The organism is Lactobacillus sp. UMNPBX6 (assembly GCF_002553975.1).
Lineage (GTDB): Bacteria > Bacillota > Bacilli > Lactobacillales > Lactobacillaceae > Lactobacillus > Lactobacillus gallinarum.
In genome coordinates this window covers 1-13,235 of the sequence record NZ_PCZD01000006.1, presented here as the reverse complement: position 1 = coordinate 13,235, position 13,235 = coordinate 1, and the positions used below count along the sequence as shown (strand labels likewise).

At 35.6% G+C, this 13,235-nt stretch carries 16 protein-coding genes; 4 read left to right on the top strand and 12 right to left on the bottom strand.

Annotated elements, in window-relative coordinates; all coding sequences use genetic code 11:
• Positions 1 to 8: 8 nt before the first annotated feature.
• The 6 genes from CP357_RS01935 to CP357_RS01910 all read right to left on the bottom strand — a co-directional run bounded on the left by CP357_RS01935 (position 9) and on the right by CP357_RS01910 (position 4,063).
• The gene (locus CP357_RS01935; protein ID WP_098036408.1) at positions 9 to 938 is read right to left on the bottom strand and encodes an FAD:protein FMN transferase; all 930 of its coding nucleotides are present in this window, start codon (positions 936 to 938) and stop codon (positions 9 to 11) included.
• 8 nt (positions 939 to 946) lie between these two features.
• Positions 947 to 1,738: a tyrosine-protein phosphatase gene (locus tag CP357_RS01930; RefSeq protein ID WP_098036407.1), complete on the bottom strand. Its 792-nt coding sequence runs from the start codon at positions 1,736 to 1,738 to the stop codon at positions 947 to 949.
• 86 nt (positions 1,739 to 1,824) lie between these two features.
• Entirely contained in the window at positions 1,825 to 2,373 is a 549-nt protein-coding gene (locus CP357_RS01925; protein ID WP_025005914.1) for an NADPH-dependent FMN reductase, read from the bottom strand.
• A 13-nt stretch (positions 2,374 to 2,386) separates the two neighbouring features.
• Positions 2,387 to 2,926, bottom strand: a complete 540-nt coding sequence (locus tag CP357_RS01920) for an NADPH-dependent FMN reductase (protein WP_025005915.1) — start codon at positions 2,924 to 2,926, stop codon at positions 2,387 to 2,389.
• Between the two features lie 145 nt (positions 2,927 to 3,071).
• The gene (locus CP357_RS01915; protein ID WP_098036406.1) at positions 3,072 to 3,695 is read right to left on the bottom strand and encodes a TetR/AcrR family transcriptional regulator; all 624 of its coding nucleotides are present in this window, start codon (positions 3,693 to 3,695) and stop codon (positions 3,072 to 3,074) included.
• A 125-nt stretch (positions 3,696 to 3,820) separates the two neighbouring features.
• A complete protein-coding gene (locus tag CP357_RS01910) occupies positions 3,821 to 4,063 on the bottom strand; it encodes a hypothetical protein (protein ID WP_098036405.1) in 243 nt (80 codons plus the stop codon).
• A gap of 100 nt (positions 4,064 to 4,163) precedes the next feature.
• Here CP357_RS01910 and CP357_RS01905 point away from each other — a divergent pair, with 100 nt between their 5' ends.
• Positions 4,164 to 5,576, top strand: a complete 1,413-nt coding sequence (locus tag CP357_RS01905; protein WP_087176203.1) for a C69 family dipeptidase — start codon at positions 4,164 to 4,166, stop codon at positions 5,574 to 5,576.
• Between the two features lie 45 nt (positions 5,577 to 5,621).
• Here the strand turns inward: CP357_RS01905 and CP357_RS01900 are convergent, their stop codons facing one another.
• From CP357_RS01900 to CP357_RS01885, 4 genes are all read right to left on the bottom strand, one after another.
• A complete protein-coding gene (locus CP357_RS01900; protein WP_087176249.1) occupies positions 5,622 to 6,296 on the bottom strand; it encodes an ABC transporter ATP-binding protein in 675 nt (224 codons plus the stop codon).
• Position 6,297: 1 nt separating this feature from the next.
• Positions 6,298 to 7,359 (bottom strand): ABC transporter permease, encoded by a 1,062-nt coding sequence (locus tag CP357_RS01895; RefSeq protein ID WP_098036404.1) that lies wholly within the window; start codon positions 7,357 to 7,359, stop codon positions 6,298 to 6,300.
• Positions 7,360 to 7,887 (bottom strand): TetR/AcrR family transcriptional regulator, encoded by a 528-nt coding sequence (locus CP357_RS01890; protein WP_025005921.1) that lies wholly within the window; start codon positions 7,885 to 7,887, stop codon positions 7,360 to 7,362. It lies immediately after the preceding gene.
• Between the two features lie 111 nt (positions 7,888 to 7,998).
• Positions 7,999 to 8,598 carry a histidine phosphatase family protein gene (locus CP357_RS01885; RefSeq protein ID WP_025005922.1) on the bottom strand — a complete coding sequence of 200 codons (600 nt, stop codon included), beginning with the start codon at positions 8,596 to 8,598 and terminating at the stop codon, positions 7,999 to 8,001.
• A 143-nt stretch (positions 8,599 to 8,741) separates the two neighbouring features.
• Here CP357_RS01885 and CP357_RS01880 point away from each other — a divergent pair, with 143 nt between their 5' ends.
• Positions 8,742 to 9,497, top strand: a complete 756-nt coding sequence (locus tag CP357_RS01880; RefSeq protein ID WP_098036403.1) for an alpha/beta hydrolase — start codon at positions 8,742 to 8,744, stop codon at positions 9,495 to 9,497.
• Here CP357_RS01880 and yaaA read toward each other — a convergent pair.
• On the bottom strand, positions 9,494 to 10,255 hold the full coding sequence (yaaA, locus tag CP357_RS01875) for a peroxide stress protein YaaA (RefSeq protein ID WP_098036402.1): 762 nt from the start codon (positions 10,253 to 10,255) through the stop codon (positions 9,494 to 9,496). The genes CP357_RS01880 and yaaA overlap by 4 nt on opposite strands.
• Positions 10,256 to 10,313: 58 nt before the next feature.
• Between yaaA and CP357_RS01870 the strand changes: the two genes are divergently transcribed.
• Complete coding sequence (locus CP357_RS01870) at positions 10,314 to 10,958, top strand: hypothetical protein (RefSeq protein WP_098036401.1); 645 nt, start codon at positions 10,314 to 10,316, stop codon at positions 10,956 to 10,958.
• Positions 10,959 to 10,988: 30 nt separating this feature from the next.
• On the opposite strand, the gene CP357_RS01865 is transcribed toward CP357_RS01870, so the two are convergent.
• Positions 10,989 to 11,783, bottom strand: coding sequence for a DUF4931 domain-containing protein (locus CP357_RS01865; RefSeq protein ID WP_025005926.1), 795 nt, complete (start codon positions 11,781 to 11,783; stop codon positions 10,989 to 10,991).
• A 144-nt stretch (positions 11,784 to 11,927) separates the two neighbouring features.
• On the opposite strand from CP357_RS01865, the gene CP357_RS01860 reads away from it, so the two are divergent.
• A complete protein-coding gene (locus CP357_RS01860; protein WP_087236333.1) occupies positions 11,928 to 13,136 on the top strand; it encodes a L,D-transpeptidase family protein in 1,209 nt (402 codons plus the stop codon).
• Positions 13,137 to 13,235 lie beyond the last annotated feature (99 nt).

Genomic DNA, 13,235 nt, shown 5'->3' with positions numbered 1-13,235 from the left:
CCTATTTTTTATTGATTAAAATTATCATATTCAACATGTTCATCATTATAAACAAAAATTGCCCCAACACGGTCAGGATCATCATGCCAGCCTTTTAGCGGATGACCTGCAAAGAATAATCTCTTGCATTCAATTTCTGCTTCCACGGATGTTTTGGTAAAAGTAGTTACGCCTGACAAATCCGTTTTTACAGGATAACCAGTTCTAGGATCGATTAAATGATGATACTTATGTCCATTAACTACTAAGTAACGCTCATACGTACCACTAGTCACAGCTGAACATTCTCCTACCATTACAGAGGTAATATTGTCGCCGCGAGGCTCTTTAGGATCTTGAATCCCAATCACCCATTTACCATTGTCTCGCTTAGGTGAATCGCCTACCAGAAGGATATTACCACCTAAATTAATAATCCCTGCTTCAACACCATATGCTAGCCATAAATCACGAATGCGGTCGGCGATCCAGCCCTTGGCAATACCACCAAGATCCAGTTCCATCCCCTTCATTTGAAGAAAAACAGTTTGATCTTGATCATTTAATTCCACCTTAAAAGGATTCGTCAGTAACATCTTATCTTTGATTTCTTCATCTTTTGGAACATGGGCACCTTTAAAACCAATGTGCCACAATTTTACTACTGGTCCAATTAAGGCATTAAAGCCAAAATTCTCTCTGCTTTTTTCTACGGCTAACTTCACTAGGCTGTAGACTGCACTTGAAACTTGAACAGGATGCTCACCTGAGGCATGGTTAATATCCATTACTTCAGATTGATCACGATTAACAGTAAAAATATCTTCATAATGATCAATTAAATCAAAAGATTTTTTCAACAGGCTTCGATCTTGTGTCCCAAATATTTGCAAAGTAATCGATGTACCTAAAGCATGGTGATGCCCTACTACTTGTTCTAATGCTAAATCTTTAATCATTTTAATTCCTAGTTTTCTAAATACAATTCACGTAATCTATCACGCAATTCCGACGTTACGCCAATTTTTTCTTTAAGATAATTATCGATACTACCGAAGTCTTTTTCAATTGCAATTAATGCAGTATCTAAAAATGCATCGGATACGGAACCTAAAATACGCATATTAGCACGGAAGCATAAATTTTCTCCTTCTTCTTGCATCTTTTTATCCCGTAAAGCACGATAGTCATTTAGCATATAATTTGAATATAAATAATCCTGCCTAATAGTTTCCATATCAACACCCAATAGGTAAAGAACAACTACGGTAACAATACCTGTTCTATCTTTACCTTCAGAGCAATGATACAACACTGCACCATCTTCAGTATTGGCTAAAACTTCTAAAATTTTATGAATACTATTTTGAGCGTGTTCTTTTAATACATGTGAACGATAGCGATCACACATCATTTTAAAGCCAGCATATTGGTCATGACGATAAATTTCAAATGTCTTAGCAAGGTCTTTTTTGCCTCCTTGCGTATTATCATCAGTCGAAATAGATAAATCAATGTGTTCTACGCCCGGAATTTTACTATCAGGCATCTTATGACACTCTAATGGCGAACGTAAATCAATGATTTTGATCAAACCATAATCAAGCAAGAATTGCTGATCATGCAGCGTTATATTACTGATCTTCCCCGTTCTCAGTAAACGATGCATTTTTACTCTACGTCCATGATCACCAATATAGCCGCCCAAATCACGCGGATTACGAACTTGCTCTAGTGACAAAACAACTGGATTCACCATTTAATTCACCCCATTACATTTTTTGAGAAAAAACCGGATAGTTTTCTATCCGGTAATTTTACTATTGAGTTAGATAACTGGCAAAATTATTTATTTGCTTGTTCTACAAACTTAATGAAATTGTCCATCATTACATCTAATTGCTTGATGTAATCTTCATTTGAAAGATCACCAGTAGTTTTATCGAAGTTTCTTGCAGCGCCACCAATTAAGATTTCATTGCCTGGTAATACGTTGGCACTCATATCAGGTGAAAGCAAAATTTCTCGTGCATCTTCTTGAGCACGACTTGAACCTTGAATGCCGTATGATGTACCAACAACTGCTGCTGGCTTCATCTTCATTACGTCAGGGCCAGCATGTGAGCCAAGCCATTCAAGTGCACTCTTAAGAGCTGCAGGAATAGCATGATCATATTCAGGTGTTGTCAAGATTACGCCATCTGCATTCTTAATATCTTCAATCCAATTCTTGGTAGCTTCATCAGGTTCATCCGTTCTAGAGAAAGGCTTAATTTGATCAATTTCTTTAACTTCAAAATCAGCCTTATCTGCATAACGCTTAGCAATAAATTTTGCTAAAAAACGATTATATGAAAATGGAGCATTTGTACCAACGACTACTAATAATTTCATTTAAATAAGCCCCCTACTTAGTAAGTTGTGCATACCAATCATCTACTTCATCAAAGAAGTGATTCAAAAACTTAAGCGTACCTGGTTCGGTTAAATTGCCCTCTTCGTCAAATTGTTGTGGTGCAATTCCCATCATAAATTCATCGCCGTTAAATACGTGAGCACTAAAACCAGGAGCAGCCAAAATACTCTTTAAACGAGTTTGAGAACGAGCACCACCTTGAGGCATTGGTGAAGTTGAAACAATCACAACTGGCTTGTCATGGAAAGGATGAACTGAACTAGAAAGCCATTCAAGTGCACTCTTTAAAGCACTTGTAACTGAGTGTTGTTGCTCAGGAGAACCGATTAAGATCATGTCAGCCTCTCCTACTTTTTCGCCTAAATCTAAAATTTCTTTAGGAGCTTCAACACCTTCTTTAAACATTGGTAAGCCCTTAACAGTTGCAAAGTCGAAGTCGTATTTATAATCTAAATTTTTGATAATAACTTTGAGTAATTTTTCGTTAAATGAGTTATCTGCATTTGAACCAGATAAAGCGAGTACCTTCATAAAAACCACCTTTCGAAAATTCCTTTACTATATATAATTATAACTTAATGGCCACAAAAATAGCTGAATTTTAACAGCAAAAAAAGACACTCCACAATTGTGAAGCGTCTTTTTTCATTAAAAAGCACAGATGATTGATGAAATATTATGCTAAGTTATCCTTCAGAGATGCTTCGTCATCTGCGGCAAACATAGGATTTTCCTCAGTTTCGCTAAGACGATTGTTAAGCATTGCATCATGGATTTGAGCATTCAAAACATTAATAATTTGATTTTGGTTGAAACTTGCAATTTCGTTAACAACTAATGCAGCTATACCGGTAGTTGAAATCCAGTTAGCAATTACAATGTCATTAATCTTGTCTTTATCATATCCAGTATCAGGATATTGTTCATTAAACTTTTCAATTCCAAGATCCATCAAAGTATCAGCAATAATCTTGCTACCGAATTTACCATCAACAAACATTGCACGGAACAAGTTAACATGCTTTTGTGCAAAATCAATGTATGATAAATCCAAGTCGATTAAAGGCTCACCAGTAAACTTTTGTTGTAAAGTGTGAGTTCTTAAATCTGAAGAAATTTTCTTCAATACTTGATTACGAAGATCTCCCATATTATCGAATTCTAGATATAAAGGTTGGGTTGAAAAATGTCCTGCCTTAGCAATACTACGAGCAGTTAATCCTTCAATTCCACCTTTAATAGCCATCTTATAAGCGGTATCTAAAATCTTATCTTTGCTTATTTCTTTTTTTCTTGCCATTTTAATACACCTCAATCATTTGCTAAGCATGTGCTTTTCAATACGCTTGTTATTTTTATCTTCATATACATCATATATCCAATAAATAACAAATGCAAGTCTAAGCAATACATTTTTGTCATTTTTTATAATCGCTTGAATAGCGATGATCCGTTGTCTCCAGTAAATTGATCATAATGTGATGACACTATTTCAATAACTGCTTGCTTATCTAATCCTTGTGCAGCACAAAATGAAAAGAAAGCTGCAGAAAGAATATAGCCCCGCTCACGATCGTCAGTCAGATTATCTGAAAATTTCATATTAATAGTATGATCTGCATAATCTGTCGTTAGCTCGATTGATTTATCTTCTGGTCCTTCGCTCATGTTAAGACCTCCTTTTTTACATATTTTTAATATAATATAAAAATTAATACAATTACATTATAATTATGTTACAAATGCGATTTAGAAAGCGTGATTTTTTATGAATAATGTAATCGGACGTTCATCGTGTACTTCTATTCTTATTGGTAAGAAGGCTTCTCTCACAGGAAGCGTAATTATTGGTCGTAATGAAGATGCTAAAACCGCTTGGCCCAAACATCTTGCATTTAATCCGCATCAAGATAATGTAAAAAATAACCATTTCAAATCAAAAGATAACAAATTTGAAATGGATTTACCTGAAACTATTTTTTCATATTCTTCAACACCAGAATGGACAGACAAGTACGGCGTCTTTGAAGAAGATGGTATCAATGAACATCATGTAGCAATGAGTGCTACTGAAAGTGCATATGCCAATGAAAGAGTATTAGCAGTTGATCCTTTTGATACAGAAAAAGGTATTTTAGAAGAAGCCATGGTAACCGTTGTTTTGCCATACGTTAAAACAGCCCGCGAAGGCGTACAACGTTTAGGTGAAATCGTCGAAAAGCATGGTGCTGCTGAAGCAGACGGTATTTTATTCAGTGACCCAGATGAAGCATGGTATATGGAAATCGGTTCAGGCCATCACTGGGTTGCTCAAAGAATTCCTGACGACTCTTACGCAGTAGTTGCTAACCAATTGGCAATCCAAGCTGTCGTCTTCGATGGTAATGATTTTATGTATTCAAAAGATCTAAAAGACTTTGTTTACCAAAATCAATTATGGCCTAAAGATGCCGTCTTTAACTGGCGTGAAATCTTTGGCACACATGACGATAGCGACTTGCATTACAACACACCTCGTGTCTGGATTGGGCAAAAATTATTAACTCCATCTGTCGAGCAAGAACCACAAGATTTTGACTTGCCATTTATTAGAAAACCGGACAAGCCAATTTCTATTCAAGACGCACAAGCCGTATTGAGCAATCATTACCAAAATACGCCTTATGATTTAACTAATCCTAAGAACAAGAATAATGCGACATTTAGACCTATTTCTGTTGCTACTACCCAAGAGTCTCACTTATTAGAATTAAACGGTGAAAACATGATTCATTGGTTAGCAATGGGTATAGCTGCACAAAGCGTTTATGTTCCATTTTACCCACAAGGAACTAAGGTCCCTACTATGTATAAATATGGCAAGGAAACTTACAGCACTAACTCTGCTTACTGGGTATTTAAACTGGCAAGCACCTTAGCTGACCGCGATTGGAATAAATATGGAACAGACTTAAGCAATGCCCAAGACGAAGCTAGAGAAAAGACTACCCGTCTGCGTTACGAATATGATCAAAAATTAGCTAAAGAAAGTGATCCAGCTAAGAGAATTGACCTTGTTAATGAAGCTAACGAAAAGATGGCTAAAACTGCTACGGATATTTTCAAAGAATTGTCTGCTAAATTAATCACCAAGCAAACTGGCGATTCACCTCTTCGCTTCAAGATGGATCCTAACTTATAGTTCATAACAAAAATACCTAGTTCAAAATTTTGAACTAGGTATTTTTTACTTCTTTTGACTCATCTTACCATCCATCATTTCATAAATATGATCCGCATATTTTTCAAGACGAGGGTCGTGCGTCACAATTAAAATTGCTTTTTCACGTTCTTTAGCCAGCTTCTTAAATAACTTACCAACTTCTTCTACATTTTGCGTATCTAAAGATGCCGTTGGTTCATCTGCTAGCAAAATCGCTGGGTTAGCATAAAGTGCCCGCGCGATTGCCACACGCTGCTGCTGACCACCTGACAATTCATTAGGATATTTTTTAACTAATTTAGTAATACCCAAATCCTCAAGCAATTTATCCAAATCTTCTTTAGACAAATTATCTTCCTTTTTAACTTTATCGACCAAAACAAATTGATCATGAACAGTTAAATACGGAACCAAATTATAGGCTTGTAAAATAAAACCTATTTCATTTAAACGCAAACTATTTCTTTTTTTATCAGAGAACTTGCTAATATCTTCTCCGTTAACGATAACTTGGCCTGAAGTTGGTTTCTGCAGTGAACCGGCAATAGTTAAAAACGTACTCTTACCGGCACCGGAAGGTCCCATAATCAGAACCAATTCGCTCTTATCAGCTTCAAAATTAATATCTTTTAAAGCTTCAACTTGCGCATCGCCTTTACCATAAATCTTTTCTACATCTTTTAACTCAATTACTGCCATTTTATTCACCAATTGCCTTTGCAGGATCAACCTTTAAAATTGATCTAATCGGAATCAAACTACCAATAATACCCATTACAAGCATCCCTAGCGTACCAGCAATCATAATAGTTGTGGTAAAGCTCATAGGCACCGCAGCTGGTAAAACAGCGGCTGTGACCCACATCAATATTAAGGCGATAATCACTCCCACAACGACCAAAATAATTGATTGACTAACTGTTGCACCAACTAGTGTCTTGCTTGGAATTCCCTGTGCTCTCATTACAGCCAAATTATGCATTTTTTGCATCGTCAAAATGTATAGGAAAACTGCAATGATAATTAGAGAAATGACAAATAAGAATCCAATCATTAACCCAAAGGTCATATTTTGTGCAGTATAACCTGGCAATTTATTAATAAATGTGGCAATCGGATATGTTTTTGCATCTTTATAGTTGTATTTATAATTAGCATTTTTGGAAACAATCGCTGCAGCAGCTACATTTGGTGCAACCATCCGCAGTTTTCTCCATGTAGCAAAAGAGCCATAGATAATTGGGGCAATGTTGATCTTGGCATTATTAACGAAGCCCACAATCTTATACTTTCTAGCTGAACCATTCAAACTAATCTTATCGCCTAAACGATAGCCTTTATCCCTTAAGCTTGAATCTACGGTAATTTCTGTTTTACCTTTTCCTCGTTTACCAGCTACTAAGTCCTGGTCTTTGTAAATAAATTGGTCTTTCTTAATCCCTAAAAATTGCGCAGAAACAGATGGCCGATTTTTAGATTTAACTACTACCGCCACTTGACCAATATATGCTTCATTTTTACCAATATCATCGTCTTTTAAATCTTTTTTAGTCAAAATAGATTGACTCAAACTAATATTGGAATTTTTATTTAAAACAATTTTCTTAGCATTCCAACTATCGATTGCCTGTGTATTTTCACTCGCTAATCCCACGGCTAATGAAGACAACATAAAAATCAAATAACTGATTAAAAAGATCATTAAAATGATTAAGCCATAGCGCAACTTTTCATGTTTAATTTCTTTTAGTGCTAAAAACAATTATTTCATCCCCTTTGCAATCATGTATAAACTCTTCTTGTAGCGAGCAAGGTTCTTCTCTTGATTTTCTGGGTCTGACAAGCAAAGATTGATTACTTCATGACTTAAAACCATTGCACTCCATAATTGTGGACTCATATTTAATAATTGTCTTGAATAAATCTTGAAGTTATCCGGAATTAAATATTCATTTTGCGACATGTGCAACTTCATCATTGGTTCATATTTACTGTTTTGAGTCTTATCAATAAATTTAGTAACTCGATCATAAAAATGATCAGGATCAAATTTTTCATTAGGACTCATATTAGCGTGAATAGTATCGATCGCAATATGATACATATAAACATAAGCATCTGTTAAATCATCGAAATACTTATAGAATGCACCACGTGCAATGTCTGCCTTTTTGACAATATGAGAAACTTTAGCATCTGCTAAAGGATATGTACTAAACTCTTCTAACAAAGCCTTTTCGATTCGTTCGCGTTTAGCGGAAGGTAAATTTTTAAATGTTGCTTTAACCATTTTTATCCTCTCTTTCAACACACTGACGTTTTGTCACCAATCAACTATTATACTATTCTTTTGTGACGCATTGTCAATGAATATACATAAAAAAAGCTGCTTGCTTTTTTACTAAGCAAGTAGCCGATTGTAGAAGATCATTCGTGCAATATTTTTCTTAACGCTAAATTTTGCTAGGGCACAATTATCCATCGTATCAATTTTATCCATATCGCCATTAGTTAAATAGTGCGCCGCCATCATTCGAATCAAACGACCATGAGCTACTACTAGCACCTTTTTATCAGGATACTTTTGGTACATTTCATCTAAAAAGTCACCGCAACGCTTGTCAAAAGCTTCGTAGCTTTCACCATTCTTGGCATATCTTATATAGTTGCGATTAACCTTTCCCCAAGGATCAACAATATCAGGATATTCCTTAACGATATCATCCATCTTCTTGCCATCCCAGTCACCAAAGTCAAATTCAAGCAAACGATCATCAAGATTGATCTTTTTCTTATCTTTAGTAAAAATTTTAGCGGTCTCGACTGCTCGCTTCATTGGACTAGAATATACTACGTCAAACTCATCTTCATCGAAGTTAGCTGCTGCTTTTTTAGCATAAGCGCGGCCATAATCATTTAATTCCGCATCAACATGCGCGCCTTGAAGACGATTATCCTTATTAACATCTGTTTGACCATGACGAATAAAAACTATTTCCATCATTAATACCTCGCATGACTTAATCAATGAATTAATTTTACGCGTAATTACGCAATCTTTCCAATTTCTTAATTTCTTTTCTACTAATTTTCCTATAAAAAAGTTTACAATAATAGTAGACCAATTTAGAAAGAAGAATGTTTATGTCCCGCATTACGATTGAAAGAGACGGTTTAACTCTCGTAGGTGACCGTGAAGAACCATTTGGTGAAATCTATGACATGGCTATTTTAATGCATGGTTTCACTGCTAATAGAAATACAGATTTATTAAGACAAATTGCCGATGATTTACGCGATGAAAATGTCGCTAGCGTTCGTTTTGATTTTAATGGTCACGGCGAAAGCGATGGTAAATTTGAAGATATGACTGTCTGCAACGAAATCGCCGACGGTAAGGCGATCTTGGACTATGTCCGCACCGATCCACACGTTCGAGACATCTTCTTAGTGGGACATTCTCAAGGTGGCGTAGTGGCATCAATGCTTGCAGGTCTTTATCCTGATGTTGTAAAAAAAGTAGTCCTCTTAGCTCCTGCAGCTCAATTAAAAGACGACGCATTAAAGGGTAACACTCAAGGTGCAACTTATGATCCAAATCATATTCCTGAAGTTGTGCCATTAGTAGGCAATAAATTAGGGATGAAGCTTGGCGGCTTTTACTTAAGAACTGCACAAGTTTTACCAATTTATGAAGTATCTCAACGTTTCACTAGACCAGTTTCCGTAATTGCCGGTACTAATGACCAAGTCGTTGATCCAAAATATGCTAAAAAATACGATGAAGTTTATGAAAACAGCAAATTACATATGATCCCTGATGCTGATCATAGATTTAGCGGTGAATACAAAGACATGGCAGCTGATTTAACTGCGCAATTTTTAAAGCCTGCGTTTTAACGACGTTTAAAATCAAAGTTAGTTCTAAAGACATAATGATCTGATGAACTAACTTCGGGCACAAATTGGAATTCAAAATCATGAAAATCTCGCAACTCTGCGGGATTTTTTATTTGGTTTTCGGCAATGAAGCGCACCATTTCACCGCGTGCCATCTTGGCATGAACACCTACAGTTTTCCATTGATCATTTTTTAATTCTTGAAAATCAATGGTAATCATTTTTCGATTTTCGTTTAAATACGGCTTAACCAACCGCATATATTGCTTGGAAGCTAGATTAATGACTGTGTCATCATCTTTAAACAGACTTTCAGCAATAGCATCACCCCAGAAATGGTACAAGCTATAATCAATAAAACCTTTCATCTTGGTATTAAGTTCTAAACGATATGGGCAAACACCATCAAAAGGTCTAAGCATCCCGTAAAAGCCAGATAAAATACGCAAATTTTTTTGAATATAATCAAGCGCTGGCTGAGTAAACAAATCCGGCGCCATATATTGGTATTGAATGCCTGAAAAAGCCAAAATAGCAGGCGTTAATCGTTCATCCAAATTCATATTCTTTAGCTGCTCGATACTCTGCTCTGTCACCTTTTTACTAGCATGCCATAACTCAGTTAATTGGTCTTCAGAACGCGATTTTAAAAATTTCTCCAGTACTTTAGTCTTATCCAAAAATTCAGGTTTAGACTCAACTAGAAAAGAATCACGATCAATTTTCATAATTTTTGCGGGTGCAATAATAATTTTCATTTTTAGATTTCACTTCTTTAGGTTAAACTTAACTAGTAATTAATAAGGAGGAAAAATGATGAATCCTGATTTTGCAATTGTCTTAGATTTTAAAATAAACGGAAATGCGGATGCGGACTTTTTAGTCAAAACTGCTAGAAACATTGGTGCACGTGCCGTGATAACCAATGCTCAAAAAGACGATTTTAAAGAAGCTTGCAGCAAATACACTATTTTTCTAGCTGACGAAGCAGACGGTGTCGATTTAAACAGTGATGATGTAATTGACACTATTGTTACTAATCGTCAAAATGGCAAAAATACTATCATTAACATCCCTGTAACCGACGGTAAATTTGACGATAATACTCAAAAGTTGCTTGATACCATTAATTCTTGGATGCACTTATTTGGTCATGCTTTAAATGAAGGCAAAAGTAGCACTCTTGAAAGCAACAATGGTTTTATTTTAGAGAATCGGCACGCAGATTACCAAAAATATGTTTTTGTAAAACGACCACTCCCTGAAAAAATTGAGGTTACCGGTTTAACTCAAGAACCTAACCGCGTTGAATGGATCGATCACAGAACTGATCTTGATTTTACTTTTAAAGACAGTAAATTGATCATCAATCTTACTGAACCAGAAAGTGATTTAGCTTGGCAAGTTTTGCGTATCCAAGCACATCGTCCAGAAGACGACATCATTCACACTGAATTCTAACAAAAAACCTTCTCGCAATGAGAAGTTTTTTTAGTTAATCTTCGATCCATTATCATAGAATTTTCTAAAGCGATGAGCTTCTTTGTCTAAAGTGATCTCATCATTTACTTGAGATAATTTATAGCCCACAAAATACGGAGGAGCCTCAAAACGGGTAATATATTTAGCACAAACACCACCATCTTCGCGTGGATAGAAGAACAAATTGTATGAATCACATCTGCCATTGTACATGATATTAAGCAAGTATTTAGCACCGCTCTGAATCCAATCTGCCCATAGGTCAATACTATCCTTAGTTAAAAGATTAATATTTAATTCTGTATATCCTTGTACGGGGTGTTCGGCAATATTGACTTCTACCCCATTTTCATCAAAAAGCGTTTCACCTTCAAAATTATTAGGGTGAATATATTTATAGCCATCTTCATGCTCAAGGCCCACAATCTGCATGTGTGGGTGAATCAAAGAACCGCCTGAATGCGGACCATAGTTTTTATACCAAACAACGGTCTGATAATCTTTATTAGCCGCCATTTTTTCAAAACATGCAAGGCTAAACCGCATCAATTTACGATTATGCTCTTTAGTATAAATACTAATATCACCATGGTGATCGCTTGATTCAATTAATACGGTCTGATTAGTATCACGCAGAGTAGGATATTTATTTTTCAGCCAAATCATGTCATCTTCTTTTTGATAAATATCAGTTAAATTAGCTACATCACAAAATGGACAAACCCTCTTCTTTTTGTCCTTACGGTAAGACTGCGGCTTATCTTTTGCAATATTCATTTGAAAAACAAGTGGATCATTATTCATATTTTCCCTCAAAGTCTGTTAAAATTAATAACGTATGTTATTCTAAAAGTATTATATAGTAACTTTACTAGGATAAAAATAGTTGCTATACTGTTTCAAAGCAAACACTTATTCGAAAATCTAATGAGATGGGTATTTGATAAAATGCAATCTAGAACGGAACTTAGAAAACATAATAATCGAAATAATCTCTATTTAATAATTATCGGCGTAATTGTCATAATTGCAATTATTGGTGGTGTAATTTTTTACAATAAGAAGGTAGAAAGCGAACAACGTGAGCGTGCCTTTGCTTCTACTCACTTCAATCCTAATGTTACAATCTATGGCGTTATGGTCGGCAAATTAACAGTTAATAAAGCTACAGCGAAGATTAACGAAAAAGCTGATAATGTCATCTTTTTAAGAAATAAAAAAATAGTTTCTGAAAGGGATGCAAATATTCAAACTGTTGATAAGCAAACTGTTAAAGAATATTTTGACAAGCAACATACAGATTTGATTAATAATCAAAAATATACTTATAACTCTACAGCTCTAAGCGAAGCAAAAGAAAAACTGAAGAAGATGCAAAGCGCTTCTGTAACTTATAATATCGCTGGTAAAAAATACACCTTAAAAGCTGAAGACTTAATTGGTGAAGTTACTTATAAGGATGGTAAGTATAAGTTCACTGATGTCAAAAACTTAACTAACAAACTTCATGACATCAATAAAGAAGTCCAAACGTTGAAAAAGAGCTATAAATTTATGGTACCTGTAGGCAATAAGGCTAAAGGCAAAACGGTCACTGTAACTAACGAAAGTTATGGTTGGGGCGTTTATGTAAAGAAAGCCCAAGCTGCTATAGAAAAGGCATTTATCGATGGTACTACAGAACTTGATGGCAGCAAATACATTTATGGCGATGGCTACAGTACTTATGCTCATGGTTATGGCAAGAGCAACAACGGTATCGGGAATAATTATGTTGTCGTTTCGATTAAAAACCAAGAATTATGGGTCGTTCGCAAAGGACGCGTTGTTGTTCATTTAAACGATGTAGTTACTGGTACTTTAGAGGGTGGAAAAGGCAACCAAACTCCAAAGGGTGTTTGGTACATCATGTATAAAGAGTCACCTAGCGTTTTACGCGGTTTCAATGACGACGGCTCCAAATACGCATCTAAAGTTCAATACTGGATGCCATTTACTTTAAGCGGCTGTGGCTTGCACGACGCTAGCTGGAGAAATGATTGGAGTAAGACTGCATACCTTCAAGGCGGCTCACATGGATGTGTTAACATTCGTCCTGCTGAAATTAGAAGCGTATGGAACAATGTTTCTACTAATGATGCCGTAATTGTTTACTAAGAAAATAACGTAAATTGCAATAATAAATTGAACACTTACGCTGTTTGATAGATTTTATCTAATTCTCTTTCGAAGATTTCATCTGGTGTGTGATATGCC

Excerpts from the sequence above, each read along its gene's own strand:
- CP357_RS01900 (WP_087176249.1), bottom strand. The coding sequence starts at position 6,296 with ATGGCAGTAATTGAGTTAAAAGATGTAGAAAAGATTTATGGTAAAGGC.
- CP357_RS01920 (WP_025005915.1), bottom strand. The coding sequence starts at position 2,926 with ATGAAGGTACTCGCTTTATCTGGTTCAAATGCAGATAACTCATTTAAC.
- CP357_RS01890 (WP_025005921.1), bottom strand. The coding sequence starts at position 7,887 with ATGGTTAAAGCAACATTTAAAAATTTACCTTCCGCTAAACGCGAACGA.
- CP357_RS01870 (WP_098036401.1), top strand. The coding sequence starts at position 10,314 with ATGAATCCTGATTTTGCAATTGTCTTAGATTTTAAAATAAACGGAAAT.
- CP357_RS01880 (WP_098036403.1), top strand. The coding sequence starts at position 8,742 with ATGTCCCGCATTACGATTGAAAGAGACGGTTTAACTCTCGTAGGTGAC.
- CP357_RS01915 (WP_098036406.1), bottom strand. The coding sequence starts at position 3,695 with ATGGCAAGAAAAAAAGAAATAAGCAAAGATAAGATTTTAGATACCGCT.
- CP357_RS01905 (WP_087176203.1), top strand. The coding sequence starts at position 4,164 with ATGAATAATGTAATCGGACGTTCATCGTGTACTTCTATTCTTATTGGT.
- CP357_RS01910 (WP_098036405.1), bottom strand. The coding sequence starts at position 4,063 with ATGAGCGAAGGACCAGAAGATAAATCAATCGAGCTAACGACAGATTAT.
- CP357_RS01865 (WP_025005926.1), bottom strand. The coding sequence starts at position 11,783 with ATGAATAATGATCCACTTGTTTTTCAAATGAATATTGCAAAAGATAAG.
- CP357_RS01885 (WP_025005922.1), bottom strand. The coding sequence starts at position 8,598 with ATGGAAATAGTTTTTATTCGTCATGGTCAAACAGATGTTAATAAGGAT.
- CP357_RS01935 (WP_098036408.1), bottom strand. The coding sequence starts at position 938 with ATGATTAAAGATTTAGCATTAGAACAAGTAGTAGGGCATCACCATGCT.
- CP357_RS01860 (WP_087236333.1), top strand. The coding sequence starts at position 11,928 with ATGCAATCTAGAACGGAACTTAGAAAACATAATAATCGAAATAATCTC.
- CP357_RS01925 (WP_025005914.1), bottom strand. The coding sequence starts at position 2,373 with ATGAAATTATTAGTAGTCGTTGGTACAAATGCTCCATTTTCATATAAT.
- yaaA (WP_098036402.1), bottom strand. The coding sequence starts at position 10,255 with ATGAAAATTATTATTGCACCCGCAAAAATTATGAAAATTGATCGTGAT.
- CP357_RS01930 (WP_098036407.1), bottom strand. The coding sequence starts at position 1,738 with ATGGTGAATCCAGTTGTTTTGTCACTAGAGCAAGTTCGTAATCCGCGT.